This window comes from Bacillus sp. Au-Bac7 (assembly GCF_021341655.1).
Lineage (GTDB): Bacteria > Bacillota > Bacilli > Bacillales > Cytobacillaceae > Niallia.
Window position 1 is genome coordinate 224,678 of record NZ_JAJTTG010000004.1, and the last position, 26,839, is coordinate 251,516.

At 38.9% G+C, this 26,839-nt stretch carries 31 protein-coding genes; 22 read left to right on the forward strand and 9 right to left on the reverse strand.

Annotated elements, in window-relative coordinates; all coding sequences use genetic code 11:
- Positions 1–278: 278 nt before the first annotated feature.
- The 5 genes from LXM54_RS16720 (at position 279) to LXM54_RS16740 (ending at position 5,395) form a co-directional block, all read left to right on the forward strand.
- On the forward strand, positions 279–1,475 hold the full coding sequence (locus tag LXM54_RS16720; RefSeq protein WP_233316370.1) for a branched-chain amino acid ABC transporter substrate-binding protein: 1,197 nt from the start codon (positions 279–281) through the stop codon (positions 1,473–1,475).
- Positions 1,476–1,635: 160 nt separating this feature from the next.
- Complete coding sequence (locus LXM54_RS16725; RefSeq protein WP_233316371.1) at positions 1,636–2,613, forward strand: branched-chain amino acid ABC transporter permease; 978 nt, start codon at positions 1,636–1,638, stop codon at positions 2,611–2,613.
- A gap of 9 nt (positions 2,614–2,622) precedes the next feature.
- A complete protein-coding gene (locus LXM54_RS16730) occupies positions 2,623–3,894 on the forward strand; it encodes a branched-chain amino acid ABC transporter permease (protein WP_233316372.1) in 1,272 nt (423 codons plus the stop codon).
- Positions 3,895–4,671, forward strand: coding sequence for an ABC transporter ATP-binding protein (locus tag LXM54_RS16735; RefSeq protein ID WP_233316373.1), 777 nt, complete (start codon positions 3,895–3,897; stop codon positions 4,669–4,671). It abuts the gene before it with no gap.
- Between the two features lie 13 nt (positions 4,672–4,684).
- A complete protein-coding gene (locus tag LXM54_RS16740) occupies positions 4,685–5,395 on the forward strand; it encodes an ABC transporter ATP-binding protein (RefSeq protein WP_233316374.1) in 711 nt (236 codons plus the stop codon).
- Between the two features lie 44 nt (positions 5,396–5,439).
- On the opposite strand, the gene LXM54_RS16745 is transcribed toward LXM54_RS16740, so the two are convergent.
- A complete protein-coding gene (locus tag LXM54_RS16745) occupies positions 5,440–6,498 on the reverse strand; it encodes a lactonase family protein (protein ID WP_233316375.1) in 1,059 nt (352 codons plus the stop codon).
- A gap of 228 nt (positions 6,499–6,726) precedes the next feature.
- Between LXM54_RS16745 and LXM54_RS16750 the strand changes: the two genes are divergently transcribed.
- Positions 6,727–7,794 (forward strand): ATP-grasp domain-containing protein, encoded by a 1,068-nt coding sequence (locus LXM54_RS16750; RefSeq protein ID WP_233316376.1) that lies wholly within the window; start codon positions 6,727–6,729, stop codon positions 7,792–7,794.
- A gap of 224 nt (positions 7,795–8,018) precedes the next feature.
- Positions 8,019–8,201 (forward strand): hypothetical protein, encoded by a 183-nt coding sequence (locus LXM54_RS16755; protein WP_233316377.1) that lies wholly within the window; start codon positions 8,019–8,021, stop codon positions 8,199–8,201.
- A gap of 304 nt (positions 8,202–8,505) precedes the next feature.
- On the opposite strand, the gene LXM54_RS16760 is transcribed toward LXM54_RS16755, so the two are convergent.
- Both LXM54_RS16760 and LXM54_RS16765 read right to left on the reverse strand, forming a co-directional pair.
- Positions 8,506–8,631 (reverse strand): YfhE family protein, encoded by a 126-nt coding sequence (locus LXM54_RS16760; RefSeq protein WP_233316378.1) that lies wholly within the window; start codon positions 8,629–8,631, stop codon positions 8,506–8,508.
- Positions 8,632–8,692: 61 nt separating this feature from the next.
- Positions 8,693–9,592 carry a TIGR01777 family oxidoreductase gene (locus LXM54_RS16765; protein WP_233316379.1) on the reverse strand — a complete coding sequence of 300 codons (900 nt, stop codon included), beginning with the start codon at positions 9,590–9,592 and terminating at the stop codon, positions 8,693–8,695.
- 96 nt (positions 9,593–9,688) lie between these two features.
- On the opposite strand from LXM54_RS16765, the gene recX reads away from it, so the two are divergent.
- Both recX and LXM54_RS16775 read left to right on the forward strand, forming a co-directional pair.
- A complete protein-coding gene (recX, locus tag LXM54_RS16770; RefSeq protein ID WP_233316380.1) occupies positions 9,689–10,498 on the forward strand; it encodes a recombination regulator RecX in 810 nt (269 codons plus the stop codon).
- A 90-nt stretch (positions 10,499–10,588) separates the two neighbouring features.
- Complete coding sequence (locus tag LXM54_RS16775; RefSeq protein ID WP_233316381.1) at positions 10,589–10,903, forward strand: YfhH family protein; 315 nt, start codon at positions 10,589–10,591, stop codon at positions 10,901–10,903.
- 41 nt (positions 10,904–10,944) lie between these two features.
- On the opposite strand, the gene LXM54_RS16780 is transcribed toward LXM54_RS16775, so the two are convergent.
- Positions 10,945–11,094: a small, acid-soluble spore protein K gene (locus LXM54_RS16780; protein ID WP_233316382.1), complete on the reverse strand. Its 150-nt coding sequence runs from the start codon at positions 11,092–11,094 to the stop codon at positions 10,945–10,947.
- Between the two features lie 107 nt (positions 11,095–11,201).
- Here LXM54_RS16780 and LXM54_RS16785 point away from each other — a divergent pair, with 107 nt between their 5' ends.
- On the forward strand, positions 11,202–11,471 hold the full coding sequence (locus tag LXM54_RS16785; protein WP_233316383.1) for a YfhJ family protein: 270 nt from the start codon (positions 11,202–11,204) through the stop codon (positions 11,469–11,471).
- Between the two features lie 38 nt (positions 11,472–11,509).
- On the opposite strand, the gene LXM54_RS16790 is transcribed toward LXM54_RS16785, so the two are convergent.
- A complete protein-coding gene (locus tag LXM54_RS16790) occupies positions 11,510–12,490 on the reverse strand; it encodes a metal-dependent hydrolase (RefSeq protein ID WP_233316384.1) in 981 nt (326 codons plus the stop codon).
- A 268-nt stretch (positions 12,491–12,758) separates the two neighbouring features.
- On the opposite strand from LXM54_RS16790, the gene mutY reads away from it, so the two are divergent.
- Positions 12,759–13,847, forward strand: a complete 1,089-nt coding sequence (gene mutY, locus LXM54_RS16795) for an A/G-specific adenine glycosylase (protein ID WP_233316385.1) — start codon at positions 12,759–12,761, stop codon at positions 13,845–13,847.
- Between the two features lie 39 nt (positions 13,848–13,886).
- Here the strand turns inward: mutY and LXM54_RS16800 are convergent, their stop codons facing one another.
- Positions 13,887–14,111, reverse strand: a complete 225-nt coding sequence (locus tag LXM54_RS16800) for a hypothetical protein (protein WP_233316386.1) — start codon at positions 14,109–14,111, stop codon at positions 13,887–13,889.
- Between the two features lie 116 nt (positions 14,112–14,227).
- Between LXM54_RS16800 and fabL the strand changes: the two genes are divergently transcribed.
- Entirely contained in the window at positions 14,228–14,971 is a 744-nt protein-coding gene (fabL, locus tag LXM54_RS16805; RefSeq protein ID WP_233316387.1) for an enoyl-[acyl-carrier-protein] reductase FabL, read from the forward strand.
- A gap of 28 nt (positions 14,972–14,999) precedes the next feature.
- Here the strand turns inward: fabL and LXM54_RS16810 are convergent, their stop codons facing one another.
- Positions 15,000–15,614: a TetR/AcrR family transcriptional regulator gene (locus LXM54_RS16810; RefSeq protein WP_233316388.1), complete on the reverse strand. Its 615-nt coding sequence runs from the start codon at positions 15,612–15,614 to the stop codon at positions 15,000–15,002.
- Between the two features lie 186 nt (positions 15,615–15,800).
- On the opposite strand from LXM54_RS16810, the gene LXM54_RS16815 reads away from it, so the two are divergent.
- From LXM54_RS16815 to LXM54_RS16840, 6 genes are all read left to right on the forward strand, one after another.
- Positions 15,801–16,538, forward strand: a complete 738-nt coding sequence (locus LXM54_RS16815; protein ID WP_233316389.1) for an SDR family NAD(P)-dependent oxidoreductase — start codon at positions 15,801–15,803, stop codon at positions 16,536–16,538.
- A 39-nt stretch (positions 16,539–16,577) separates the two neighbouring features.
- Complete coding sequence (locus LXM54_RS16820; protein ID WP_233316390.1) at positions 16,578–17,363, forward strand: SDR family oxidoreductase; 786 nt, start codon at positions 16,578–16,580, stop codon at positions 17,361–17,363.
- Between the two features lie 242 nt (positions 17,364–17,605).
- The gene (locus LXM54_RS16825; protein ID WP_233316391.1) at positions 17,606–17,782 is read left to right on the forward strand and encodes a gamma-type small acid-soluble spore protein; all 177 of its coding nucleotides are present in this window, start codon (positions 17,606–17,608) and stop codon (positions 17,780–17,782) included.
- A 281-nt stretch (positions 17,783–18,063) separates the two neighbouring features.
- Positions 18,064–18,324, forward strand: a complete 261-nt coding sequence (locus LXM54_RS16830) for a YgaB family protein (RefSeq protein WP_233316392.1) — start codon at positions 18,064–18,066, stop codon at positions 18,322–18,324.
- A 185-nt stretch (positions 18,325–18,509) separates the two neighbouring features.
- A complete protein-coding gene (ntdP, locus tag LXM54_RS16835; RefSeq protein ID WP_233316393.1) occupies positions 18,510–19,040 on the forward strand; it encodes a nucleoside tri-diphosphate phosphatase in 531 nt (176 codons plus the stop codon).
- Positions 19,041–19,186: 146 nt separating this feature from the next.
- Entirely contained in the window at positions 19,187–20,935 is a 1,749-nt protein-coding gene (locus tag LXM54_RS16840; RefSeq protein ID WP_282581419.1) for an ABC transporter ATP-binding protein, read from the forward strand.
- Positions 20,936–20,977: 42 nt separating this feature from the next.
- Here LXM54_RS16840 and LXM54_RS16845 read toward each other — a convergent pair whose 3' ends face one another.
- Both LXM54_RS16845 and LXM54_RS16850 read right to left on the reverse strand, forming a co-directional pair.
- Complete coding sequence (locus tag LXM54_RS16845; protein ID WP_233316394.1) at positions 20,978–22,066, reverse strand: FUSC family protein; 1,089 nt, start codon at positions 22,064–22,066, stop codon at positions 20,978–20,980.
- Positions 22,067–22,366: 300 nt separating this feature from the next.
- Positions 22,367–23,665, reverse strand: a complete 1,299-nt coding sequence (locus tag LXM54_RS16850) for a glutamate-1-semialdehyde 2,1-aminomutase (protein WP_233316395.1) — start codon at positions 23,663–23,665, stop codon at positions 22,367–22,369.
- Positions 23,666–23,841: 176 nt separating this feature from the next.
- Here LXM54_RS16850 and LXM54_RS16855 point away from each other — a divergent pair, with 176 nt between their 5' ends.
- The 4 genes from LXM54_RS16855 to LXM54_RS16870 all read left to right on the forward strand — a co-directional run bounded on the left by LXM54_RS16855 (position 23,842) and on the right by LXM54_RS16870 (position 26,660).
- Positions 23,842–24,252: an ion channel gene (locus LXM54_RS16855; protein WP_233316396.1), complete on the forward strand. Its 411-nt coding sequence runs from the start codon at positions 23,842–23,844 to the stop codon at positions 24,250–24,252.
- A gap of 71 nt (positions 24,253–24,323) precedes the next feature.
- Positions 24,324–24,788, forward strand: coding sequence for a thioredoxin-dependent thiol peroxidase (gene bcp, locus LXM54_RS16860; RefSeq protein WP_233316422.1), 465 nt, complete (start codon positions 24,324–24,326; stop codon positions 24,786–24,788).
- Positions 24,789–25,123: 335 nt separating this feature from the next.
- Positions 25,124–25,567: a peroxide-responsive transcriptional repressor PerR gene (perR, locus tag LXM54_RS16865; RefSeq protein WP_245399835.1), complete on the forward strand. Its 444-nt coding sequence runs from the start codon at positions 25,124–25,126 to the stop codon at positions 25,565–25,567.
- A 217-nt stretch (positions 25,568–25,784) separates the two neighbouring features.
- Positions 25,785–26,660 carry a nucleotidyltransferase-like protein gene (locus LXM54_RS16870; protein ID WP_233316423.1) on the forward strand — a complete coding sequence of 292 codons (876 nt, stop codon included), beginning with the start codon at positions 25,785–25,787 and terminating at the stop codon, positions 26,658–26,660.
- Positions 26,661–26,839 lie beyond the last annotated feature (179 nt).

The window sequence follows — 26,839 nt, forward strand, 5'->3', positions numbered from 1 at the left end:
TTGTGTTTAACAATGTTGATAAGCACAATGGGAAGCTTGTTTTATTAAATGGAAAGAAGTAAAGAAAAGACCAGTTATTTCGAGAAATAAAACATATGTCTGGAAATAAAAAAATTTTGAAAATATGCCGTTAGATTATCTGACAATATGAAAGACACTTGTTTCATCCGAGATTATAATCCTTACATAAGTATAGCTAATGATGGCACATCTGCCAGAAGAGGTTATCTGTTTGCAATACCGCTTTAAAAAAGTACATAGCAAATAGGAGGAGAACTATGTTATCCAAAAAGGCATTATCAATCGCAATGACAGCTACTTTAGCACTTGGGTTTTTAAGTGGATGTGCTTCTTCCAGCTCTGACTCCTCAGGAGACAGTGATGGAGGAAAACAGGTAATTAAGATTGTTACACAATCACCTCTATCTGGCGGAAGTGCCACATTAGGGGAAGCGATCAAGCTGGGAGCACAATTGGCAATCGATCAGCAACAGGACAAATTCGCTGATTTGGGCTTCGAGCTGAAGCTGGAGGCACAAGATGACCAAGGCGATCCGAAAAAAGGGGTGGCTAATGCTCAGCTGGTAGCAGCAGACCAAGCGGTGCTAGGTGTTGTCGGCCATTTAAATTCAGGTGTGTCCATCCCAGCATCTGAAGTGTATGAAAATAATAAACTTATCAGTATTTCTCCTGCAAGTACAGCAACAGATTTTACGGACCGTAACTTGGAGACAGTCAGCCGAGTAGTTGCCCGTGATGACTTCCAAGGCCCAGCTGGTGCTGAATATGCGATAAACACATTAGGAGCAAAGAAAATATTTATTATTCAAGACAAAACCGCTTATGGCTCAGGATTGGCTGAGGCCTTTAGAGGTGCTGCAGAGGAGATGGGAGCTGAAATTGTAGGATTTGAGGGAATCACGGTCGGGGAGAAGGACTTCAATGGAGTTCTAAATCAAGTTACTTCTAAACAGCCGGACATGATTTATTATGGAGGGCTGTATGCCGAGGGTGGCATCCTTGTAAAGCAAGCTCGTGAAAAAGGCCTAGATATTCCATTTATGGGTGGAGACGGCCTTGATTCATCTGCATTTGTTGAAATTGCCGGTGACGCTGTCAAAAACACATTCCTGACATCTGTTGCAGGCGATACGACAAAAACAGAAGAAGGCACAAAGTTTGCGGACGACTATAAAGCAGCCTTTAATAAATCAATTGAATCATATTCAGCATATGCTTATGACAGTGCCGGGGTTTTGCTTGCAGGCATTGAAAAAGCCATTGAAGAAAATGACGGCAAAATGCCTACACGAGAGGCAGTGACAGAGGCAGTACGCGGAACACAGGATTATAAAGGTGTTGTAACAGAGGTAGGCTTTGATGAAAAAGGAGATAACAAGTACGCTAAAATATTCATTTATAAATTTGATGAAGCTTCTTACCCGGCAACATTAGACGGTGAGATCTCTCAATAAGCCTTGCAAATTCTTTTAAAAGATGTGCCAATCTTCTAGAAAAGGACGGCATATTTTTAGAAAAAGGGTATGAGTGTTCATACCCTTTTTCGTTTCAATTACTACATAGGGGACTGCCCTTATCTTTCAATAAAAAAACTATAAAAGTGTGGGGAAGAATATGCTGACAGAAGTGTTGCAAACATTGCCGCAAGTTTTAATTGACGGTCTTGCTTTAGGAGCGGTTTATGCCGTTATCGCTTTAGGCTATACGATGGTTTACGGGATTTTAGAACTGATTAACTTTGCTCATGGCGAAATTTTCATGACAGGAGCATTTGTCGGAACAGCAGTGCTGATTGTATTGACAAGCCTTGGCTGGACCTCCATGCTTCCGGCGGTCTTGTCTTTAATTATTATGCTTGTCATCACAAGCTTGATTACGGGATTAATGGGGATGGGAATGGAAAGAGTTGCTTACCGTCCGTTAAGGAAGGCTCCCAAATTGATTGCCTTGATATCCGCAATCGGTATTTCCTTTCTTTTGCAGGATATTGTCCGTTTTATCACAGAGCTGTACAAAGGCAACTATATCCTGAACACTCCTTCCTTATTCTCAGGGCAGCATCAAGTGGGCTCCCTTTTAGGTGCTAACAATGCGAGCTTCAAAACCTCTTTTCTTGTTGTTATTATTGTTGCTGTTATTTTAATGGTTGGTCTTGACTTCTTTGTTAACAAAACTAAATGGGGGATGGCAATGCGAGCTGTCGCCCAGGACAGGGACACTGCATCACTCATGTCTATCAATGTGAATAAAGTTATTTCTGTCACCTTTTTTGTCGGATCTGCATTAGGCGGTGCGACAGGAGTACTATTTGCTGTCCAATATGGGACGATTGATCCTTATATTGGATTCATTTTAGGCTTGAAGGCTTTTACTGCAGCAGTACTTGGCGGGATTGGCAATATTCGCGGTGCAATGGTAGGGGGATTGCTTATTGGTCTAATTGAAATGTTTACAGCCGCAAACCTGTCGGTCATTACAGATGGAATATTAGGTGCAGAATACAAGGATGTTGCAGCATTTGCCATACTGATCATTGTGTTGATATTTAAACCAGAAGGCTTATTTGGCAAAGCCGTAGCCGAGAAAGTGTAGGTGGGTAAAATGGCAAATTTCATGACCACATTAAAAACAAGCAAACTTGCCCAAGGCATTCTCTTTTTCTTCTATGTATCTGTAACAAGTGCAAGCCTTTATCTTGCCCAGAAATCTGTCACAGCTTTTTTGCTTTTGCTGCTTTCATTGCTAATTCTCTATTTCATGAACTTCGGCAATAAGTGGAAATGGGCAGCAGGATTAGTTATCTTAGGTTTCATCCTTCCATATGCGGCAAGTCAGGGACCAACATACCAATCTTATATGGAAGTAGCAACAATGGTCGGGATTTATGTATGCATGGCCCTTGGTTTAAATATTGTCGTTGGTCTAGCTGGTCTCCTTGACCTAGGATTTGTTGCATTTTTTGCAGTTGGTGCTTATACATATGGGATATTTGCGACAGTACAGGCTTCTAACTTCATGCCGTTCGGTGAATATCCTCTTTCAGGTAACAGCTTTTGGATATTTATTATTATTGGCTTGTTTGTGGCCGCATTGTTTGGTGTCTTATTAGGAATACCAGTTCTTCGTGTGAAAGGTGATTATTTAGCAATTGTCACATTAGGCTTTGGAGAAATCATCCGGATTGTCTTTAATAACCTTGATAAGCCTGTCAATATAACGAACGGAGCAATGGGTCTTGCCAGCATCAGCCCGCCGGAAATATTTGGTATGACTCTTATCTTTCCTAATCAATATTATTATGTTGTTCTAGTAATGTTTCTTTTTGTCATTTACGCTGTGACAAAACTAGAGCATACGAAGCTGGGACGGTCATGGAAAGCAGTCAGAGAAAATGAGATTGCCGCACAGGCGATGGGGATCCCCCTTGTAAAAACAAAGCTGACTGCATTTGCGATTGGAGCCTCCTTTTCAGGAATGATGGGTGTTGTTTTTGCCGCAAAACAGATGTTTATTGATCCGACAAGCTTCACATATCTGGAATCGACAACCATTCTGGTGATGGTCATCCTTGGTGGGATGGGCAGTGTGCCTGGTGTTATTTTAGGAGCAGCAGTTGTCACTATTCTTAATTTGCAAGTACTGACAGAAATTACAGGCTGGCTCAGCCAAGTTGTTACTATTCCTGATGCATTATCGCCTGTTAAAATGCAGCGTTTTATCTTTGGAATATTGCTTGTAGTTATGACACTATACCGTCCGCAAGGGCTGATTCCAGCAAAAAACATCCGGTTTGATGTAAACAAACTGAAATCTCCGGAAAAGGTAGACACAAACCTGGAATCAAAAATACCAGTCGCAAGGAGGGATATATAAATGAATATTCTTGAGGTGACAGGCTTGACGAAAACATTCGGCGGCTTAATTGCGAATGCTAATATTGATATGGCGGTGGAAAAGAATACAATTACAGCAGTTATCGGTCCAAATGGGGCAGGCAAAACAACTTTTTTTAATATGATAACAGGAGTCTACAAGCCGACAAAAGGTTCAATTATGTTGAACGGTAAGCAAATTGCCGGTTTAAAGCCGCATGTTGTTGCCAAGCACGGAATTTCAAGGACATTTCAAAACATCCGCCTTTTCAGTGAGATAACAGTGCTAGAGAATGTTCTTATTGGGATGCATAACCGAATTAAGGGAAATATTATCGGCACTTTACTGCAGCTGCCGAGTGCAAGACAGGAGGAGGAGGAAGCTAAAAGGGAGGCATACAGACTGCTTGAATATGTCGGCCTTGCAGATGCAGTGAATGAAAGTGCCGGAAATCTGTCTTATGGTGCGCAAAGAAGGCTGGAGATTGCCCGCGCCCTTGCAACAAATCCAAGTGTACTGCTTTTAGATGAACCAGCTGCAGGCATGAATCCAAAAGAGACGGCCCTCTTAACTGATTTAATCCAGGATATATGCGCAAAGCTCGACTTGACTATCATTCTGATTGAACATGATATGAAGCTTGTTATGGAAATTTCTAATCATATCATCGTTTTAGACCATGGAGAAAAGATTGCTGAAGGTAGGCCTGAGGATATCAGATCCAATCCGAAAGTAATTGAAGCATACTTAGGAAAAGGTGCCGTATCACTTGCATAAGGGGGGAATTAACATGGATAAAATATTAGAATTAGTCGAGGTAGAGGCATCTTATGGAGGCATCCAAGCATTAAAGGGCATCAGTCTCCATGTAAACTATGGAGAAATTATTACATTAATCGGCAGCAATGGGGCTGGAAAATCTACGACATTAAAGTCAATCAGCGGGCAGGTACCTGTCAAAAGAGGAAGCATTATTTACAAGGAAAAGATGATTACTAACATTGCTGCACACAAAAGTGCGATATTAGGAATTTCCCAAGTTCCAGAGGGAAGAAGGATATTTCCTAAGCTGACAGTGAAGGAAAACCTGCTTATTGGCGCCTTTGCTGTAAAGGATAAGTCACTGATTGAAACAAGAATAAAAAAAGTGTTTGAGTATTTTCCGAGACTGAAAGAGCGGATAGACCAGAAAGGAGGAACGATGAGCGGCGGTGAGCAGCAAATGCTCGCAATTGGCCGTGCCTTAATGATGCAGCCAGAGCTGCTGATGCTTGATGAACCATCCATGGGTCTTGCGCCTATTATTGTTGAACAGATTTTTGAAATTATTAAGGAGCTTAACCGAGACGGAATGACGATTTTATTGGTAGAGCAAAACGCTTTTCAGGCACTGCAAATCGCAAATAGAGGTTATGTCATTCAGACCGGGGGAATTGTTCTGGAAGGATATGGGGAGGAACTTATTTCTAACAAACAAGTTCAAGAAGCATACTTAGCGTAAAAAAAACCAAAAGAGATTGAAATCTCTTTTGGTTTTTTACTGCATTAATAGTTCAAGAATTTTACACAAACTGGTTCTGGAGCATGAATTTCTGATTGAAGCAATGTCAGCTTGCCTGTTGCTTCATCTCTTTCAAACAATGTAAGTGTGTCCGATTGCTCATTTGAAGCTACGATGAACTTTTCAGTTGGATCAAGCACAAAATCACGAGGCCAGTTTCCTTCTGTTGAAGTATGCTCGATAAAAGTCAATGTTCCTGTTTCGCTGTTAACGCTAAAAAGGGCAATAGAGTTATGGCCGCGGTTTCCAGCATAGACAAACTTGCCGTCAGATGATAGGTGAATTGCGCTACCTTGGCTGTTTTCAGTAAAGTCGATCGGCAATGCAGAGATATATTGCAAATCTTTCAATTCGCCTGTTTCGCTGTTATAAGATAATGTGATAACTTCATTGCTTAATTCAGTCATCACATAAGCGAATTTGCCATTCGGGTGGAATGCAATATGTCTTGGTCCGCTTCCAGGTTTAACTGATAGGCTGCAAACTGTTTCCAATTGGCCGTCTGTCAGCTTATAAGTTTCAACTTTATCGATACCAAGGTCAACAGAAACGACAAAACGCTCATCTGGTGTAAAGCCTGTGAAGTGCATATGCGGCTTTTCTTGTCTCGCTGTATTTGGACCAGTGCCTGTATGCTCAACTTTTGCAGCCAATTCTTGAACAGCTCCATCAGTATTTAGTGGGTATGCCTCGACTGTTCCTTTATGGTAATTTCCAGTAAGTGTATAGCTTTTGTTTTCATCTACGCTAACATGACAAGGGGAAGCGCCTTCAGTGAACTGCTTGTTAATGAATTCAAGCTTTCCAGTAGTAGGGTCAACACTATAAGCGGCAACTCCTCCAAGTGAGCCTTCCTTACCTACAGCATATAGGAACTTATTATCTTTAGAAATTGTTGCGTATGTCGGGTTCTCTAATTCTGCAGCCAGTTCTACATTCGAAATTTTCTTTTCCTCTGTATCAAGCACGAAGGAATAAATTCCTTTACTAGTTGACTTTGTATATGTACCTACATATCCTATAAACTTCTTTGAATTTGTCATGAACAAGTCTCCTTTAAAAGATTTAAATATATTATAGCAAATTGTAAGCCCACTCACTAATAAAGAAGCTTCTAAAATGCAAATAGAGAGAAAATTCAAACGTACAGCAGTGTAGAAAAGGCGTAATATCAAGCCTTCTTAGTCTAGCGTATAAATAAAAAAATCATGAGCATACTAGTAGTTTGAGAGAGATAATTGCAATGTTTGTATTATGGAAAGGATAGAGAAATGAAGAAAAAAATATGGTTTAATCATTGGTTCACAACAGCTGCTCACTTTATTGACATGATCAAATACAATGCTGACGGAAATGATTTTGAGGTGTATGGCACCTCCATTAATGAGCATGCATTATATTTAAGCTACTGTGATGCAGCATTTATCGAACCAGATATTAGCGGGGAAGATTATATTGAATTTTGTTTGCGCTTTTGCAAAATTCATCGCATAAATATATTTGTTCCACGAAAAGAGAATGTACTTATTTCAAAAAATCTCCACAAGTTTGAGGAGCTTGGCGTAAAGGTTCTTGTATGTCCTGATTCTTCACTGATGGAGGTTCTTGATGATAAGGAAGCTACATATAAGCTGATGAGTGAGCATCCGGTACTTAAAACCGCGGTGAACATACCTGATTATGAGATTGTTAACACTGCTGAGGAATTCAAGAAAGCATATTTTACATTAAAAGAAAAAGGTCATAAAGTCTGCTTTAAACCTGTTATTGGAGAGGGAGGGAACGGCTTCAGAGTTATTCAGGAAAAGCTTGATTCCATTGATGAGCTTTTCTATCAAGGGATTAGTGCTAATATATCCTTGGATTCAGCGTATCAAATATTGAAGCAGCAGGAATCCTTTCCGCCTTTGATGGTGCTAGAATATTTAGATGGATATGAGTACAGCATTGACTGTCTGTCGTATGAAGGTAAATTGATGGCTGCTATCCCAAGAAAAAAGGGAAAAGGCAGGCTCAGGGAGCTGGAGGACAATCCATTGCTCTTAAAGCTGGCAAAAGAAATAAATGAAGCCCTTAAAATCCCGTTTATCTATAATATCCAAGTGAAATATCAAAACGGTATACCGAAGCTGCTTGAAATCAATCCAAGAATGTCAGGCGGCCTTCATTACAGCTGCTTAGCAGGAATTAATATGCCATACAGGGCAATAAAGCTTTTAATAGAGGGAAGAAAGGCAATTAAATATTTTCAGCCTCACTTTGGTATTAAATCAAGCTATTTAGAAAAGGAAATAGTGTTAAAAGATAATGCTTTCTACACAAAAATTGTGCATATGTAAGGCAAGAAAAACCTCGGTTAAACTGGGGTTTTTTTCAAAATAACAAACGGTTCTTTATAAGAAACAAAAGTTATTGACATAACGAACATATCGACGTATTATTAATTTATTAACACTTTATAACAAACAACATTTGTTCTTTATAAAGAAATTGTCTGTAAAGGTAATATTTTTTTGCTTATAGGTTCTTTATAGAGAACAAAAAATACTTGGGAGGAATACCAGTGGATGCCATTATCCAAACACTAAAAATGCGATATTATGCAAGGCTTATCAACAAGTACTCACAAAAATCAAATAAAGCGGCATTAGGTTTAGATAGAAATCTCTATTTCCAAAAGTACTGTTACTATCAAGATAAACTGAGAATGCTTCAGGAAGAGATATCTGCTGGCAGAAGTATTTAATATATTCATTTAAATTTACTGCAATTATACTAATTATTTAAGAAAACGAAATCCACCAGCAATTGCTAGTGGATTTTTCATGTTTAGACCCTGTGGAAAAAGAGCGTACTTATTCACTTACTTATACACATGCGAAAACTATAGGAGAGTGGTATTCCACAGATTTATTCACAATATCCACAGTTTTAATGTGGTTATCCTAGTGGATTTGTGGATAAGTTGGGATATGTAAGCATAAAAAATGAAAATGCTTTCATAAGTTAGAAAGTTATCCCCAGCTTTACCATGTAATGTATTTATTGACTTACTGTTTTCCTTGGTCGGATTGTCTGCTTGCAGCTCTATCCGCCATTTTAAATTCATGCTGATATGTGACCTCTTGCATGCTGGAAAGCTTTGGTTTCCCTTTGAATGCTTTTTTCTTATCCATTGCTGACATCCTTTCTAAATGAAGATAATGTTATTGTCTCCATTCTTGTTGGAAAGATACATCAGCAGAGGCTGGCGATGGCAGAATCTATCGTCTCATATGTAAAGGTATAGCCATGTTTAGTCAAGACAGAGGGAAAAACATGCTGCCCTTCTGCAACTAGCACACTCATTTCTCCTAATGCCAGCTTAAGAAAAGGAGCTGGAACTGGCAGCCAATGCGGACGGCCGAGCTGTCTGCCTATCGCTTTACCTAGAATACTCATCTTAACTGGAGCTGGTGCTGTGAAATTAACTGGACCTGAAATAGAATTATTATTTATAATAAACTCCATTGCGGCAACAACATCTTTAATATGTATCCAAGATGCCCACTGGTTTCCACTCCCTAAATTTCCGCCGGCAAATAATTTATAGGGAAGAAGCAGTTTCGGAAGAGCTCCCCCTTTTTCTGAGAGCACAAGACCGAATCGACAAAAAACCGTTCTGATGTCCTGCTCTGTTGCATGAGCAGCATGTGCTTCCCACTGTTTTACAGTATCTGCAAGAAAATCATTGCCTAGACTGGACTCTTCTGTAAATTTCATGCTTAAGGAAGTTCCATAAACACCGATTGCACTGGCGTTCATCCAAAGCTTTGGTCTGTTTGGAAGCTCTCTGATGATAGATAGAAGTCTGTCTGTTGACTTTACCCGGCTTTTGACGATTCTTTCTTTTCGTTCAGATGTCCAGCGGCCGCTGTTTAGTGATTCACCAGCAAGATTAATAACAATATCGATAGGTGCAGGAAGTTCAGCAGAAGAGCTTGTTAATGCATCATCCCAGTTAACAAAAAATAATTGTCCGCTGTTCTCCCGATTTTTGCTTCTAGTCAAACAATAGATAGCATGACCTTTTTGCGTTAAACTCTTTATTAGAGCATTACCGATCAAGCCGGTTCCGCCAGCAATCAGGAAATTCATTGTGTAATCCTCCCTAAATATTTTCTTTTTTATTATAATATTGACATGTATTTGAATCCTAGCCAGACGACTTATAGAGAAAGGGGGAAAAATGGGATGAAAATCAGTAAAATTACGAGGCAGAAAAATTTAAGCGACCGATATAATCTTTTTACGGAAAAAGCCGGCAAGGAAGAGTATGCATTCAGTGTTGATGAATCAATCCTAGTGAAGTATCAGCTCCGCAAAGGGATGGAACTTGATCCTCTTTTATTAAATCAAATACAGTACAGTGATGAAATCCGTAAAGGCTATCATACAGCTGTTAGATATTTGACAAGGATGAAGAGAACAGAAGCAGAGGTCCGAACACATTTGCGCACGAAAATCGAGGAAGACACAGTCATCGCAGAAGTCATTCGCAAGCTCTACGAAATGAAGTTTCTGGATGATGAGGATTATGCTTATTCCTATGTACGAACACAAAAAAACACTTCAGATAAGGGTCCTGAACTAATTAGAAGAGAATTAAGAGAAAAGGGACTGGGAGATGAATTAATTAGCAAAGCGTTAGTGGAGCTTCCTTTTGATGTTATGCTCGCAAACGCCGAAAAAATTGCTGCCAAGGCTTTAAGCAGCAATAAGAAGAATTCCTTTAAAATGGCCAAGCAAAAGGTAGAGCAGACTTTGACTAGAAAGGGTTATCCAGGTTCGGTTATTAAGGAAGTAAAGCTTTCCTTAGACGAGACAGGTGAAGAAGATGAGCTAGCTGCATTACGCGTTCACGGCGAAAAAGCTCAGCGTAAATTTTCCGCATATACAGGCTATGAATTTAAACAGAAGATGAAGCAGTTTTTATACAGAAAAGGCTTTTCCATTGAGTTAATTCAAAAATATCTGGACGAATTGGAGAGCTTTGAAGATTAACACGTAACACGCTAGTTCATTTTTTTTGCTGAAAGCATTTTTGTCATATAAAATAAAGCAAGATAGAAGGAGAAGGGGGAACTGAAGCAATTGCAAACGAAAAGGTACAGCTTGATGTCTGAATATGAATTACGGTCTGAAATCGCCCAGTTAAATGATAAGGCCAAAAAAGCAGAACAACTGGGCATCGTCAATGAATTTGCCGTGCTCGAACGGAAAATCGTAATGGCAAAAGCATATTTGCTCGACCCGAATCAATTTAAACAAGGTGAAGTGTATGAAATTGAGGGAGATCCTGGCGTGCATTTCACGATTAATTATATGAATGGTATTTTTGCGTGGGGCACGCGAGATAATGGTGAAGGGCAAGAAGAAGGCATCCCCATCTCCTTATTGAAAAAATAAGAGGCATAAGAGCGGGCAACCGTTCTTATGCCAATTTCTTCTTATTGTTTATGTCTATGTGATGAGGCATTCATTCTTTCTTGCGGATGGGTATTAATTGTGCCATCTGCTCTCTTAGATGCATACTCTGGTTTTGCTCTTGGCTCACCTTCAAATTTGTTCTCATTTATATTATCTACCCCTTTAACCATTGGGCTGTTCCTCCTTTATAGTTCATAATATATACTTGCACATCAATAGTATTTGTATCAGTTAAACAAACTATAAGCGTTAATTATAAGGAAAGAAGGTAGTTTTCATGTATGATTATCAAAAAAAACTTGTGGACAGATTGCTTGAGATAAATGAAAGTATAACAGTTATTCAGGCACAGACATGGGTAGAGCTGCTGTGGGAGGATTTTGAAACAACATATGCTAAGGCGGGAAGAGATTATAAAGGAGCAGAAATGACGGAGAAGGTTGTAAGCCAATGGATAGAAAATTATGGTCCAAATCTCCATGAATTTGTAGCGGAAAATCCGAAGTATAAAGACTTTCTTGCTGAAAATAAGCGAAGCTTCCATTAAAAAAATCCAGCAGATGCTGGATTTTTTGTGCAAGCAGATTAGTTTGTTATTATGTCAAGTTTCTTCTGAAGCTTCTCTTCACTAAATATCCAGCCTGTGTACGAGGAAATGATGTTCAGATTTGTATCGAGATGGACGACAGCGACAAATGGATAATGCCCATTGCTGCGGTAGCGCAAATCAATAAATCGGACCTGATATTGATCCTCTAGCTCTGTAACTTCCCAGCGATATACTGGGGAGAAGGAAAGGAAAGCAGACAGGTTGCTGTCTGTTTTTGCTGCTTCCAGCACAGGTGTGGATGGAATGGCAATCCGCTTAAATTGGTCATAAATTTCAATTTTATAGTTATGTGCTCTGCCGACATAAAAATACTCATCTGTCATTACGGCGACACGCCAATGGCCATATCTCATCGTTGGAGACAGGATGATAGTGTTTGCATCAGGTATGACTTCTTTTACTTTATGCTTCACCCTTCTTTGGGCCAGATAGCGGAGTATATAGTAAAAAAACAACACGATATATAACACGAGGAAAGTATATCCAGGTGGTGCTCCGAAAGCCCAAATAAACAGACCAACTACGTGCAAAGCAAAAATAATTGGATCAAATGTATTGATGAAACCGAGTGCTACCCATTTAGAAGAAAATGGTCTTAAAGCTTGTGTCCCATATGCATTGAAAATGTCGACGAATACATGGAGGAACACGGCAATAAATGTCCACATCCATAAATGGAGCAAGTTAGCTTCAGGAAAAAACGGATATAAAACAGCTACAATTATTAGCGGCCATAGTACCACAGCAGGAACTGAATGAGTTATACCTCTGTGATTACGAATATATACTGCGTTATTTCTTAGTTTTAATATAGTATCGACATCAGGAGCTTGAGAACCGGCTAATGTTGCAATCATCACGCTTATTGTTGTCGCATGGCTTCCTGCAACTGCTGGATCAAGAGTCGCCAAGCCTCCTAGCGCTAATCCCATTACTACATGTGTCCCAGTATCCAAAAATAAATTACCTCCCTGATTTTGCATAAGCAATTAATGGATAATGCTCTAATAATTTCTATAAAAAATAGCTTTATTTTTTTTATCAGTAAAGATACACTTTGATTTTAGACTAACTGAAAAAATTATCTCTGTTTACTTTGTGAAAGAGAAACATTATCTATACCTTATCATTGGGATTGTTTTCATAAAAGCCCAAAATGGGTTAGAAGAACACATTTTATGTTATTCCCCATTTCACAAAATATTAACATGGTGGAGGGTAAAAGTGAAAGAAGAAGGAAAAAGCCAATTGGACATACAGCAATTTAGAGATGACTTACTTAATTGGTTCATAGCAGAACAGCGTGACCTTCCTTGGCGCAAGGACAAGGATCCATATAAGGTTTGGGTTTCAGAAATCATGCTTCAGCAGACGAAGGTGGATACTGTTATTCCATATTTTAACCGGTTTATTGAACTGTTTCCGTCCATTAATGCATTGTCAGATGCAGAAGAGGAGAAAGTGCTCAAGGCTTGGGAAGGACTTGGATATTATTCTCGTGCTAGGAACTTACATAGTGCTGTGAAGGAAGTACGAGAAAAGTATGGTGGTGTTGTTCCGAATACTCCAGCAGAAATAGCAACATTGCGCGGAGTGGGCCCATATACTGCCGGTGCGATTCTCAGCATTGCCTACGGTGTACCAGAACCAGCCGTAGATGGAAATGTGATGAGGGTTTTATCGAGAATTCTGTCGATATGGGAAGATATCGCTAAGCCAAAAACACGAAAAACCTTTGAGGAAGCTGTGAGGATGTTAATATCTCATGAAAATCCGTCCTATTTTAACCAAGCATTGATGGAGCTAGGAGCACTTATTTGCACACCAACATCTCCTTCCTGTCTATTATGTCCTGTCCGTGAGCACTGCCAGGCTTTTATGGATGGCACACAAGGTGAATTACCAGTAAAGACAAAGAGTAAAAAACAGAAGACAGTTCAGCTAGCTGCAGTCATATTAGCAGATGAAAATGGCAGAACCTTAATTCACAAACGCCCAGATAAAGGATTGCTTGCCAACCTTTGGGAGTTTCCTAATATGGAAATAGTGCAGACACTTACAAGTGAAGCAGAGCAGTTAAAGGCAGAGATGTTGAGCAGATATGGAGCAACTATTGAAGTGGAGGAAAGCATCACAAGGATTGAACATGTTTTCTCACACCTTATCTGGCAGATTACGGTATATAAAGGGAAGCTTATCAAGCTTGAAGAAGAAACAAACACATTAAAAAGAGTGAATGCCAAGGAAATTGAACCATATCCTTTTCCGGTATCACATCAGAAAATGCTCAAATTTATCCCTGAAGCAGAATAAAAATGCCTGTCCCTTATTTTGGGAGAGGCATTTTTTATTTTAATCATAGCTGACTTCTGTGCCATGGGTCCAATCGGCTTCCTGCCTTTTCAGCCCGCCGCGATTTTCGATTTCCTCGATAATTTTTCTATGGATAGAGACACCTTCCACATTCAAGTATTGGGTCATTTGCTGCAAGGAATGATGAAAGTAGGCGAGTTCGCTGTCTTTCCATTCAGATTTATCAATCATTGCCAGTTCAGTCATATCTCTGCCGACATACATATAAGCACCTTCTTTCCCTTATTATCTATAAGTATTGTGTTGTTGTTGATTGCGAACTATGCATGGAACAGGTAAAATGTGAAGCGAAATAATGACGGAAGGGATTGGTAAAAAAGATGGAAAATAAAGTAGCTTTAATTACAGGCAGTTCTAGAGGGATTGGAAAAGCAACAGCACTGAAGCTCGCAGCAGCTGGTTATGATATCGTTATAAATTATGCAAGAAGCAAAAAGGCTGCAGAGGAAACGGCAGAGGAAATCAGAGCACTCGGCAGAAAGGCTCTTATAGTAAGGGCGAATGTCGGCGATGTGGACAAGATTAAAGCGATGTTTACTGAAATAAAGGAGGAATTTGGCAGACTGGATGTATTTATTAACAATGCCGCATCTGGAGTACTGAGACCAATTATGGAGCTTGAGGAATCACATTGGGATTGGACGATGAATATAAACAGCAAGGCGCTGCTGTTTTGTGCGCAAGAGGCAGCAAGGCTAATGGAAGACGGCGGGAAAATTGTCAGCATCAGCTCATTAGGATCCATCCGATATTTAGAGAACTATACAACAGTAGGTGTGAGCAAGGCGGCAATGGAGGCATTGACAAGGTATTTAGCTGTTGAACTGTCACCAATGAATATTGTAGTTAATGCTGTTTCTGGTGGAGCGATTGATACAGAGGCATTAAAGTCATTCCCAAACAGGGAAGAGCTGTTAAATCATTCTGCAGAAAGAACGCCTGCAGGCAGAATTGTAGAAATAGATGATATGGTGAATGCTGTCATGTTTTTAGTTAGCGATGATGCAAGTATGATAAGAGGGCAGACAATTATTGTCGATGGAGGAATCTCTTTATTAGTATAAGGAAAAGGACTGGGGCTTCCGGTCCTTTCTAATGTTTATGAGCTAATTTGCCAATAAACTCAAACGATTGAATATGAGTCTTGGTCAGTTCAATTACTTCTTTGATGAATTCTTCTTGTGATTCCTTGAAGCCGTCCCGAATCCAATTTAATATTAGCCCGTAGAAGCCGTAAGCCGTATAGCGTTTAAAATAATCCATGTTAACAGGGATATGGTTAATTGTATCAAAGATGAATTGCTCTTTATAGATTTTCAAAATAGTCTGCGGGAAGTTAGTATGTAATCCTGGTAATGTATCTTCATACTTTATCAGCTCAAAAAAATTACGGTTTTTGTATATGTAAGCAACAATACTGAAAGACTGCGGATTAAGCTTTTCTGTATAAAATTTATGGCCATGCATGTATGGTTTGCCGACTGCTGCTTCTAAACCTTCCAGCTTTGAAACAAGCAAATCTTCTGCCAGTTCTATTTTATCAGGGTAGTGAATGTAAAAAGTGCTGCGGTTATAGGAGGCATGGTCCACAATGTTTTTAACTGTGACAGCGTGATAGCCTTTTTCTTTTATAAGTTCTATTAATGCTTGCTTCAGATGTTCTCTCGTCCGGTTTTGCCGATTTGTTGCCGGATGTTCTTGATCCATGAAAAAAACCTCCCTGAAAATAGACAGATTTATCGCAAGTGTCTAACTAATAGTCACTTAATGATATCTTAATGATTGTTAATTGTGAACAAAAGAGTAAAATTTAATTTGTAATTAAGCATATTCATCAAATAGTCTAGTACTTTTTATAGGAATATGTAAGCATATTTTTTAGGGGGATTTACAATGGGAAAATTACAAGATAAGGTTGCAGTAATCACAGGCGGCGCGTCTGGTATTGGCGCAGCAACAGCACGTTTATTTGTCTCAGAAGGTGCTAAAGTTGTGCTTGTAGACCTAAATGAAGAAAAAGGAAAGGCCTTCGAGTCAGAATTGAAAGCGCTTAACGCTGGAGCTCTGTTCGTTAAAGCTAATATTACAAGTGAAGATGAGGTTGCTAATATCTTCAAGCAAACGATAGATGCATTTGGCAAAGTTGATATTGTTTTCAACAATGCAGGTATTGGCCGTGTTCAGCCTTCACATGAATTGGACTATTCCGAATGGCGCCAAACAGTAAATGTAGATTTAGATGGTGTTTTCTTAGTGGCACGTGAAGCTATCCGCGAAATGTTGAAAGCTGGAGGAGGCACGATCGTCAATACAGCTTCCATGTACGGATGGGTTGGTTCACCAGGTTCTGCTGCCTATAATGCGGCAAAAGGTGGCGTTGTTAACTTAACTCGCTCTCTTGCATTAGAATATGCTGAACAAAATATACGTGTAAATGCGCTTTGCCCTGGATTTATTGATACACCAATCATTCCAGAAGAAAGCAAATTAGCACTCGCTGCAGCAACACCTGTAAAACGTCTCGGCAAAGCAGAAGAAATGGCAAAAGCTGTCTTGTTCCTAGCTTCTGATGATTCTTCTTATATGACAGGGAACAGCTTGATAGTAGACGGCGGTTATACTGCACAATAATTCAATTACGGCTTAAACATGAAAAGGGGGAAGAGGACGATGGAAAATCGTTTTGATGGCAAAGTTGTGTTAATTACAGGCGCTGGCTCTGGCTTAGGACAGGCTTCCGCTCTGCAAATTGCGAAAGAAGGAGCTAAGCTGTCCCTTGTGGATTTAAATACTGCTTCTTTAGAAGAAACAAAAAAACAAGTGCTTGCAACAACACCAGAAGCAGAAGTTTTGCTTATTACAGCAAATGTAGCCGATGAGAAGGCAGTTGAAAGCTATGTAAACGAAACGGTTGCTAAATTCGGCAAAATTGACAGCTTTTTCAATAATGCTGGTATTGAAGGTAAACAGGATCTTACGGAAGATTTCGGTCTAGACGAGTTCCAAAAAGTCGTTAGCATAAACTTAAATGGTGTATTTTATGGCTTGAAATACGTATTGAAAGTTATGAGAGAACAAGGCTTTGGGTCTGTTGTTAATACTGCATCTGTAGGTGGAATCCGCGGTGTTGGAAACCAATCCGGCTATGCAGCAAGCAAACACGGCGTTGTCGGCTTAACTCGCAACTCAGGAATTGAGTACGGCCAATATGGAGTCAGCATTAAAGCGATCGCGCCAGGTGCAATTATGACACCAATGGTAGAAGGATCATTAAAGCAAATCGACCCAGACAACTGGGAAGAGGTCGGCAAACAATTTGTTGAACCAAACCCAATGAAGCGTTTCGGAAAACCAGAGGAAGTTGGCTACTTAGTTGCATTCCTGCTGTCTGATCAAGCTAACTTCATCAATGCGACTGTTATTCCAATTGACGGCGGACAGTCCTACAAATATTAATATTAAGATATAAGCTTCCATTTTCGCTTGCGATTGTTTTCCAGCTAAGTTTCAATAGCCCCCCAGGTTAACAGCTTTACTATGGAATAATTGCAAAAGATTTAACAGCTTAATTAGGGTCTTAGTAGAATTTAAAGCACGAGTTAATCTCGTGCTTTTTTATATGGATTTTATTGAAATTAAAAAAATAATGGATAGAACTTCTGCATCCGGGACAAATTATATTCGTGGAGGTGATAGTAATGGCTAAAAAAGCAGGTAGCACACAAACTGGTACTAACATCCAAGAAGTAAAACAACAAAACGCTTCAGTAACTTCTGGTCAACAATTCGGTACAGAATTCGCTAGCGAAACTGACGTACAAGAAGTAAAAAGACAAAACGCTCAAGCAGAGCAAAACAAATCTAAAAACTCATAATTATAGCTAAAAGATGAAGGCACTTTTCTTAGAGGAAAGTGTCTTCTCTTATTTCTCCTAAAAAAATCCTCGTATACTCCTAATGGAAAGTTCGACAAAACCTCTTGTTAGTCTACAGAAGTAGTCAAAGGAAATAGGGACTTGAAGTGGAAATAATCAACAGAGCAAAAAAAACACCAAAATTTAAAAGTCAGCAGTGAAGAGGGAATAGTAGAATATCTTTTTTAAAATGAGAGGTAATTAAATCCTTGCTAAAAATATGAATTAGGATGTGTATGTTCATGAACGTGTTCAATGGATTAGTAGGAGAACAGATGAAGATTATGGAAAAGCTGCTGTACTTGCAAAGTGAGCTGGAGCGGTGTGAGGAAATAGAGGCACAATTGCAGCAATTGCAAAAGGAAACAGAGCTGAAGGAAGTGCAGGTTGAGATCCTGAATATGGAGATGGAGCTGAAAGAGATTCAGCGAATATTTGAAATGCAGACAGAAAAAGTTATCAAGGTTTACCAGCAAAACGAAATGAATTTAAGCTCCATTTGATAGGTAACATTAAATATTTCTTATCCCTTCTGCAATTTCAATGGTTCTTTTGTTTTAAATTTTTCTATTAACCGTTATAATAATAGAAAAAAGAGGAATTGTTCTTTGTTGCCTTGATTGGGAATTAGAATATTTAAATGTAAGTAGGTTGCAAAGCGTCCGCAAAATGAAAGTAGGGGAGAATAATGGGCGTACCTATCGAGGGTGAACCAATACAAATTCATAGCTACAAACATAATGGGCACATCCATCGAATCTGGGACGAAACAACGATACTTAAAGGGACGCAAAATTTAATAATAGGCGGTAACGATCGGACAATTGTTACAGAATCAGACGGCAGAACATGGGTCACCCGTGAACCGGCAATATGCTATTTTCATTCCCAATACTGGTTTAATGTAATTGGAATGATAAGGGAAGACGGAATCCATTATTATTGTAACCTTAGTTCGCCATTTATTTATGATGGAGAAGCAGTGAAGTATATTGATTATGATTTGGATATTAAAATTTTTCCAGATATGACTTTCAACCTCCTTGATGAGGACGAGTATGAGCGTCACCGTGCGGAAATGAAGTATCCAGATGCGATTGACCGTATCTTGAAATCGCATGTTAATCAATTGATTCAGTGGATACGCCAAAGAAAAGGTCCCTTTGCACCAGATTTTATTGATTTATGGTATGAAAGGTATTTAACGTACAGAAGTTAATAAGTAAGGAGGAATAGCTTGTTGAGAGTTCAGCAAGCTTTTTCTTTTGTTTTGATTTGTGCTAGTGGTAAAATAACATCTTGTTTGGAAGCTTTGTTCTAATTACTTATTTACATAACAACTTTGGAAAGGAAAGAGGAGAGAATGTGGACAGTATTAAAAGATATTTGCATTTCGTAAAACCTTACCGAATGCAAATTATAGGAACTATCATCATTGGTATCATCAAATTCGCTATTCCTTTGCTCATTCCGCTTTTGCTTAAATTTGTCGTTGATGACATTATTAACGCAACAGACTTGGATAAACAAGAGAGAATAACAAGCCTTTTGAAGATGATGGGTATAATGTTAATCATCTTTGTCATCATTAGGCCGCCTGTTGAATATTACCGCCAATATTTTGCCCAGTGGACGTCGAATAAAATACTTTATGACATTCGTGATCAGCTGTTTTCTCATTTACAGAAACTGAGCTTGAAGTATTATTCAAATACAAGGGCAGGGGAGGTTATCTCCCGCGTAATTAATGATGTGGAGCAAACGAAGAACTTTATCCTGACTGGCCTGATGAACTTATGGCTTGATGGTGTTACCATCTTAATTACGATCGGAATAATGCTGACGATGAATGTGAAGCTGACGATTATCTCGATTATTCTTTTGCCGTTTTATGCGTTATCTATCAGACATTTCTTCGGAAACTTACGTACGCTGACAAGAGAGAGATCGCAGGCTTTAGCAGGAGTGCAAAGCTTCTTGCATGAAAGAGTGCAGGGAATCTCGGTCATCAAAAGTTTTGCAACAGAAGATCATGAACAAAAACACTTTAAAAAATATAATAGTGCATTCTTGGAAAAGGCAACAGATCACACACGCTGGAATGCAAAAGCATTTGCTGTGGTTAATACGATTACGGATATTTCACCATTAATCGTAATTGCCTATTCAGGCTATCAAGTAATCAGCGGTCAGCTGTCTTTAGGGGCTATGGTAGCTTTCTTTGCATACATTGAAAGGCTGTATAATCCGCTGAGACGAATGGTGAACTCTTCCACTACACTGACACAGTCAATCGCATCAATGGATCGTGTTTTTGAGCTGATAGATGAAAAGTACGATATTCAAGATAAGGAGACAGCTGTCCCATGTGTGGATGTTAAAGGGGATATTAGTTTTCAGAATGTCGATTTTGCCTACGATCAAAAGGATGACCGTGTCTTAAAAAATATCACTTTAAATATAAAGCAAGGAGAAACAATTGCTTTTGTAGGGATGAGCGGCGGCGGTAAATCATCACTGATCAGTCTGATTCCGCGCTTTTATGATGTTACTGGCGGCAGTATTCTTCTTGACGGAAAAGATATCCGCGATTTTCAAGTAAGAACCTTAAGGGATAAAATCGGAATGGTTCTCCAAGAAAATATTCTATTCAGTGAATCAATCAGAGAGAATATTATGATAGGAAAACCAGATGCAACAGAGGAAGAAGTAATCGAAGCAGCAAAGGCTGCTAACGCACATGACTTCATCATGCAGCTCCCAGATAAATATGAAACAAAGGTTGGCGAAAGAGGAGTAAAGCTAAGCGGCGGACAAAAGCAGCGTGTTGCCATTGCCCGTGTATTCTTAAAGAATCCGCCAATTCTCATTTTGGATGAAGCTACGTCTGCTCTTGATTTGGAAAGTGAGCAATCTATTCAAGAAGCGATTGAGAAACTGGCAAAGGAAAGGACGACATTAATTGTTGCCCATAGACTTTCGACCATCACTCATGCAGACCGCATTGTCTTAATTAACAATGGGGAAATTGTTGAGGATGGCAGCCATGAACAGCTGATGAAGCTTCAAGGTCATTACTTTAATCTGTTTCAAATACAGCAGCTTGGAGTATAAATAAAAGAAAGGATGTCCTTGAATCAAGGACATCCTTTCTTTTTATTCTTCTATCTTAACTTCCGGTTCATGCTTATGATGTACTTGAATCGTGGTGATTAGTGTATCTAAATGCTCCACATTTTCATCATATTCAATGATTGCAGAAATGATTTGCATTGCATGGTACTGCACCATTTCCTCGTCGTGTTCACATATACGCTCATCAACTGTTTCGCGGTAGTGGTTGATAAGCTGGTAGAATAGTTCCTTCCTGTCAAGGGTGATATTCCCTTCCTCAAAGGTGACATTCGGTTTCACTTTACCAATGAACTTCAGCATCACATGCTCATGATGATGGATCAGACAATCAAGCTGCTGCTGGATGATATTTTGAAAATTCTCCGGCAATGATTTAAGCTCATTTTCAAAACGGTGCAATTTCTTTAAAGTATGGAATGATCTTTTAAGCGTGTTAATCATTTGCCTGTATATAACAAGCTTTCTCGCTTTAAGAGGCGTATTCCTCTTAAAATAGTTTCTTTCTTCTTTATACATTAAGTACAACTGGTCTATTTTAATAATCCGGTCAGAAATCTTGTCGATATCATTCTTTAGTAGACTATGTTCAGATGCATGCCTAATATTCAGGCGTATCCACTTTGTAACTTCTTCACTAATATCAGAAATGCTGTTATACAGCTTGTTTTCATATTTTGGAGGCAAAAATACGAGATTTACGATAAACGCTGATAGAATCCCCAGCATTATAGTTGAAAATCGTATAATCGCAAATGTAATAAAGTCATCTGTCGTCGTTTCCATAATTGCAATCAACGTTACTGTTGACAAAATGATTGTTTTTTCTAGTTTAAGCTTTAAATTAATCGTAATTACAATTACCGCGGCAAGACCAATGATAAAGATATTGTTGCCGAAGCTGAGTACGAAAACAACAGCGATAATTGCGCCTATAATATTACCTTGTATTTGCTCTATAATAGATAAGTAAGATCGATAAATAGTAGGCTGTATCGCAAAGATTGCGGAAATTCCTGCGAATACAGGTGTTGGCACTTGCAGTGTTTGGGCAAGCAGCAACGCTAAAACGATGGCGATTCCTGTCTTAAGAATGCGCGCTCCTAAAGTCATATAGAAATAATCCTCTCTCATACATTTTAAGTAGCCTAGTATATCTATACTTTAAACAAATTATAGAAAAACTAAACAATAATGTACTATACAGTGATTGACTGTTAACATCAATAGTCATTTAATGATTATATGATTTTTTCATGAAAAATTAATGAAATGTAATGCTGCGGAATATGCTTTGTTGGATTTTAGCAGGTTGCAAAAGTTTTTACAGGAGAATTTAAACGTTGTATCATGCAGATTTATGTGATTTATAAAACAGAGAGCAATATAACTGCTCTCTGTTTTAGATGGTTTTTATAGTTCTTTCGCCAATGCTTCAAAAGCATTGTTGACAGCATGGATTGTTGCCTCAATATCCTCTTGGGTATGAGCAATGGTAATAAACCATGCTTCATATTTTGAAGGTGCAAGCATAACACCTTGTTCTACCATTAACTTAAAGAATTTACCGAATAATTCACCATCAGTGTTTTCGGCCTGCTCATAATTCATAACCTTTTCGTTCGTGAAGTAAATAGTAAGTGCGCCTTTTAGACGGTTAATAGTAATCGGCACCTTATGCAATGCAGCCGCATCAGCAATCCCTTTTTCAAGCAAAGCACCCAATCTATCCAAGTGCTCATATACGCCTTTTTGTTTCAGCACTTCAAGGCAGGCAATTCCTGAAAGCACAGAAGCAGGATTTCCGGCGTGTGTACCAGCTTGGTATGCGGGTCCAATCGGTGCCACTTTGTCCATAATTTCCTTTTTGCCTCCATAAGCTCCGATTGGAAGACCTCCGCCGATGATTTTCCCTAATGCTGTTAAATCTGGCTTTACTCCTAGTAAATCCTGGGCACCGCCGTATGTAAAGCGGAAGGCAGTGATTACTTCATCATAAATGACAAGAGCTCCAGCATTATGGGTATATTCGTTAATTAATTCAAGGAAACCTTCAACAGGCTCGACAATACCGAAGTTACCGACTATTGGCTCGACAAGGACGGCAGCAATTTCTGGTCCCCATTTCAAAATTGCATCCTTGAAGGCATCGATATCATTGAAAGGAACAGTGATAACATCAGCGGCAATCACAGCAGGTACGCCAGCTGAATCTGGTGTGCCCAGTGTAGATGGACCTGAACCTGCTGCAACAAGGACAGGATCGGAGTGGCCGTGATAACAGCCTGCGAATTTAATAACCTTGTTTCTGCCAGTATAGGCACGTGCCACCCTGATCGTTGTCATGACCGCCTCTGTTCCAGAGTTCATGAATCTGACTTTCTCCATAGAGGGAATAGCTTCTTGAAGCATTTTAGCGAATGTCACCTCATGCGGTGTCGGTGTCCCGTACAAAACGCCACTTTCTGCTGCTCGAGTGATAGCTTTTGTTATATGGGGATGAGCATGTCCTGTAATGATTGGGCCGTATGCTGCCAAATAATCAATGTACTGGTTTCCATCCACATCGAAGAAATAGGCTCCTTGTCCTCTTTCCATAGCGACAGGAGCTCCGCCGCCAACTGCTTTATACGAACGAGAGGGGCTGTTGACTCCCCCGACGATTACTTTAAGTGCTTCCTCATGTAATCTCTCAGAATTATTATGTTGCATGATATTCCTCCTAAATCTTCTATCATTATTAAATGATGTTCATCATAATTTTAGCACTTTTTTTCAGAAGATAAACGATAAAGCTATTGTAAGTACTACTTTGCCTGATGCTCTGGTCTTTATGTAGAAAGACAAGCATACATTTTTAAAAAGAAAAGCAGATAAGGGGGAGGAACGTGTTTTTTTATTTTCTGTTAGCTATGATTATTTTTTTTATCATGATGAGCTTGCGAACATTGTTCGTTCCTTATCGTCTGAAAGAAAAATGGGTTTCTTTTGAGAACTTTATATACTTATTCTTTGTTTATATCACCATTATGATAGGATTTGGTTTAATCTACACACTCCTTCAGCTCAACGGGGTAGAGGTCTACAATGAAAGTGAACAAATGTATGACTCTTCCCTGCATTTTATAGATATGCTTCAAACAGGGATATATTTCAGTGGCATCACTCTTTTTTCAGTCGGCTTCGGCGACTTGGCGCCAATCGGGTTTGGAAGATTGATTGTAGTAATAGAAGCACTTATCGGCTATACAATTCCTGCGGCATTTGTGGCAAGAGCAGTTCTTGATATGGACAGCTAAAAGGGATGTAAGTTGAAAAAAAATGCTCCTTTCGCTAGGCTATTATTAATAATAGTATTGGAGGAAGAATGATGAGTGTGATTATAGGAGAGAAAGCACCTGATTTTACATTAGAAGCAAATAATGGAGAGACAGTTAAATTGTCAGATTTTATTGGGAAAAATGTTGTTTTATACTTTTATCCGAAAGATATGACACCTGGATGTACAACAGAAGCGTGTGATTTCAGAGACAGCCATGCTATCTTCGAAAAGCTTGAGGCAGTTGTCCTTGGAGTAAGTCCTGATCCTGTCAATAAACACAGAAAGTTTATTGAAAAACACGGCTTGCCGTTCCTGCTTCTTGCAGATGAAGATCATCAAGTAGCAGAAAGCTACGAAGTCTGGAAGCTGAAGAAAAACTTCGGGAAGGAATATATGGGTATTGAACGTTCCACCTTTCTTATCGACAGAGAGGGTAGACTTGTCCGTGAATGGCGAAAGGTCAAAGTGGCCGGTCATGTAGAGGAGATTGCTGAAGAACTGAAAAAACGATAAGCTTTTCTAGCCTAATTTATTACGGCTGAGGCTTTTGTCCATTCCAATATACAAGTTGTGAATACATTATATTAGGGCATACCTCCTCAGATATATGTTGCAGACCACGATGGTTGGTCTGCCTTTTTTTATTTAGGAAGATAAGAGCATTATATATGGCCAATCGAATATAATAAGAAGTATAGAAAAAGAATCATTCTAGTTTTAGACAAATGATAACACAATATCAGTCTGATTTACGTCTATTCCGCCATTCTTATTGACAAAAGCATGATTTTGTTAGTACACTAATTATAAACATTATAAAATAAGAATACTTTTTAGAAATGGGGTGCATGTCTGTGGAACATAATGAGTTACAGGAAGCTCTTGATAAACTAAAAGAAACAGGAGTGCGCATTACCCCGCAGCGTCATGCGATACTTGAATATTTAATAAGCTCAATGTCACATCCGACTGCCGATGAAATTTACAAAGCACTGGAAGGTAAATTTCCAAATATGAGTGTGGCCACTGTTTATAATAATTTAAGAGTGTTTAAAGAAGTGAGTCTTGTAAAGGAATTGACATATGGTGATTCTTCAAGCCGCTTTGATTTTATCACTTCCCATCATTACCATATCATATGTAAGGATTGCGGGAAGATAGTGGATTTCCATTATCCTGGACTGGATGAGGTAGAACAATTCGCCAGTCATGTCTCAGGTTTTAAAATCAGTCATCACCGCTTAGAAATTTATGGAACATGTCCTGAATGTGCAAAAAACGAAGCGCACTAAGCAAGTATAAAGAGGATGTCTCTTTTTAAAATTTCCCACCAAATGCCGGCGGGGGATTTAAAAAATGATGACTCCTCTTTTTGTCTTTTATGTGCTCATTAGAAAAACGTATCATAAAGTTTGCCGGGGATTATTGTCCGATTTAGTGAAAGGCAGGAATTTTAGAACAATATATCGAAAGTATAATTAACGAATTTTTTATGATGGGGGAGCAATGATGGAAGACATTCTTCGTCCGATTTATCAAGAAAGAGCGAGCCAAGCGAACACACTTGGCGTTCTGATGATAGAAAAAAGACAAAAAGAAATGACGGTAACAGATACATTTGACTCGGTGATGCTAATCATCGTAAAAGAGGCGGAAAAGCCAATTTTCATTAAGCATTATACGTATACAGATAAAAAGGCAGCACTTCATGTCATCACAGAGACTCAGTTGAAAAAATGGATCCTGCTTGGGACAAATAAAAAAATCTTTGAATGGCTGTACAATGGGAGAGTTATATTTGACCGCAATGAGTTTGTCTCGCAGCTCAAAAGTGAGTTAAAGGATTTTCCTGTCTCTGAAAGAAAGCGGAAGATGGGTGTGGAGTTTGCCAAGCTTATCAGAAGATATATGGATGGAAAGGCATTTTTTGAGAACAAACATTATCTTGATGCATATAATGATGTCGTTCACTCCTTGCATCATTTAGCAAGGCTTGCGGTCATCGAAAACGGGTTTCACCCCGAGGTGACTGTTTGGAGTCAGGTTAAACAGATTGAACCAGAGATTTATAAATTATATGTTGAATTGATTAACAGTGAAGAGCCTTTGGAAAAAAGACTTGAATTGTTGTTTTTGGCAAGCGAGTTCCTCATCCATTCAAAGACAAAAATGAGCATTCAGCATATTTCAGATATACTGGAGGAGAAAGAGTATTGGTCATTTAATGATCTTATGGAGAATGAAGAGCTTTTTCTTGTATATTCTGTTGATTTAGGAATGCTTGTTGAATATTTAATTGAAAAACATTTTATTGAAGTGGTGGATGTGGAAACGAAAAGTCCTAAGGTTTATCACCGCTATTATAAGGTTTCGAAAAAAGATTAAAGTTTTTTTAGAAAAAGTATTGACGCTAACTAAATAACTTGTTATATTTATATCCGTCGCTAAAACAACACAAAATGTTGCTGAAACGGCGGAAAAGTTTTTTTAAAAAACAGTTGACACGAAAAAAGGTCAAATGTTATATTAAGAAAGTCGCTTCTGGAAGAATGAGGAAGCAGACG

What these genes read in the sequence shown, in the direction of transcription:
- LXM54_RS16720 (WP_233316370.1), top strand. Translation starts at nt 279, where the DNA reads ATGTTATCCAAAAAGGCATTATCAATCGCAATGACAGCTACTTTAGCA.
- LXM54_RS16725 (WP_233316371.1), top strand. Translation starts at nt 1,636, where the DNA reads ATGCTGACAGAAGTGTTGCAAACATTGCCGCAAGTTTTAATTGACGGT.
- LXM54_RS16730 (WP_233316372.1), top strand. Translation starts at nt 2,623, where the DNA reads ATGGCAAATTTCATGACCACATTAAAAACAAGCAAACTTGCCCAAGGC.
- LXM54_RS16735 (WP_233316373.1), top strand. Translation starts at nt 3,895, where the DNA reads ATGAATATTCTTGAGGTGACAGGCTTGACGAAAACATTCGGCGGCTTA.
- LXM54_RS16740 (WP_233316374.1), top strand. Translation starts at nt 4,685, where the DNA reads ATGGATAAAATATTAGAATTAGTCGAGGTAGAGGCATCTTATGGAGGC.
- LXM54_RS16745 (WP_233316375.1), bottom strand. Translation starts at nt 6,498, where the DNA reads ATGACAAATTCAAAGAAGTTTATAGGATATGTAGGTACATATACAAAG.
- LXM54_RS16750 (WP_233316376.1), top strand. Translation starts at nt 6,727, where the DNA reads ATGAAGAAAAAAATATGGTTTAATCATTGGTTCACAACAGCTGCTCAC.
- LXM54_RS16760 (WP_233316378.1), bottom strand. Translation starts at nt 8,631, where the DNA reads ATGGATAAGAAAAAAGCATTCAAAGGGAAACCAAAGCTTTCCAGCATG.
- LXM54_RS16765 (WP_233316379.1), bottom strand. Translation starts at nt 9,592, where the DNA reads ATGAATTTCCTGATTGCTGGCGGAACCGGCTTGATCGGTAATGCTCTA.
- recX (WP_233316380.1), top strand. Translation starts at nt 9,689, where the DNA reads ATGAAAATCAGTAAAATTACGAGGCAGAAAAATTTAAGCGACCGATAT.
- LXM54_RS16780 (WP_233316382.1), bottom strand. Translation starts at nt 11,094, where the DNA reads ATGGTTAAAGGGGTAGATAATATAAATGAGAACAAATTTGAAGGTGAG.
- LXM54_RS16785 (WP_233316383.1), top strand. Translation starts at nt 11,202, where the DNA reads ATGTATGATTATCAAAAAAAACTTGTGGACAGATTGCTTGAGATAAAT.
- LXM54_RS16800 (WP_233316386.1), bottom strand. Translation starts at nt 14,111, where the DNA reads ATGTATGTCGGCAGAGATATGACTGAACTGGCAATGATTGATAAATCT.
- fabL (WP_233316387.1), top strand. Translation starts at nt 14,228, where the DNA reads ATGGAAAATAAAGTAGCTTTAATTACAGGCAGTTCTAGAGGGATTGGA.
- LXM54_RS16810 (WP_233316388.1), bottom strand. Translation starts at nt 15,614, where the DNA reads ATGGATCAAGAACATCCGGCAACAAATCGGCAAAACCGGACGAGAGAA.
- LXM54_RS16815 (WP_233316389.1), top strand. Translation starts at nt 15,801, where the DNA reads ATGGGAAAATTACAAGATAAGGTTGCAGTAATCACAGGCGGCGCGTCT.
- LXM54_RS16820 (WP_233316390.1), top strand. Translation starts at nt 16,578, where the DNA reads ATGGAAAATCGTTTTGATGGCAAAGTTGTGTTAATTACAGGCGCTGGC.
- LXM54_RS16825 (WP_233316391.1), top strand. Translation starts at nt 17,606, where the DNA reads ATGGCTAAAAAAGCAGGTAGCACACAAACTGGTACTAACATCCAAGAA.
- LXM54_RS16830 (WP_233316392.1), top strand. Translation starts at nt 18,064, where the DNA reads ATGAACGTGTTCAATGGATTAGTAGGAGAACAGATGAAGATTATGGAA.
- ntdP (WP_233316393.1), top strand. Translation starts at nt 18,510, where the DNA reads ATGGGCGTACCTATCGAGGGTGAACCAATACAAATTCATAGCTACAAA.
- LXM54_RS16845 (WP_233316394.1), bottom strand. Translation starts at nt 22,066, where the DNA reads ATGACTTTAGGAGCGCGCATTCTTAAGACAGGAATCGCCATCGTTTTA.
- LXM54_RS16850 (WP_233316395.1), bottom strand. Translation starts at nt 23,665, where the DNA reads ATGCAACATAATAATTCTGAGAGATTACATGAGGAAGCACTTAAAGTA.
- bcp (WP_233316422.1), top strand. Translation starts at nt 24,324, where the DNA reads ATGAGTGTGATTATAGGAGAGAAAGCACCTGATTTTACATTAGAAGCA.
- perR (WP_245399835.1), top strand. Translation starts at nt 25,124, where the DNA reads ATGTCTGTGGAACATAATGAGTTACAGGAAGCTCTTGATAAACTAAAA.
- LXM54_RS16870 (WP_233316423.1), top strand. Translation starts at nt 25,785, where the DNA reads ATGGAAGACATTCTTCGTCCGATTTATCAAGAAAGAGCGAGCCAAGCG.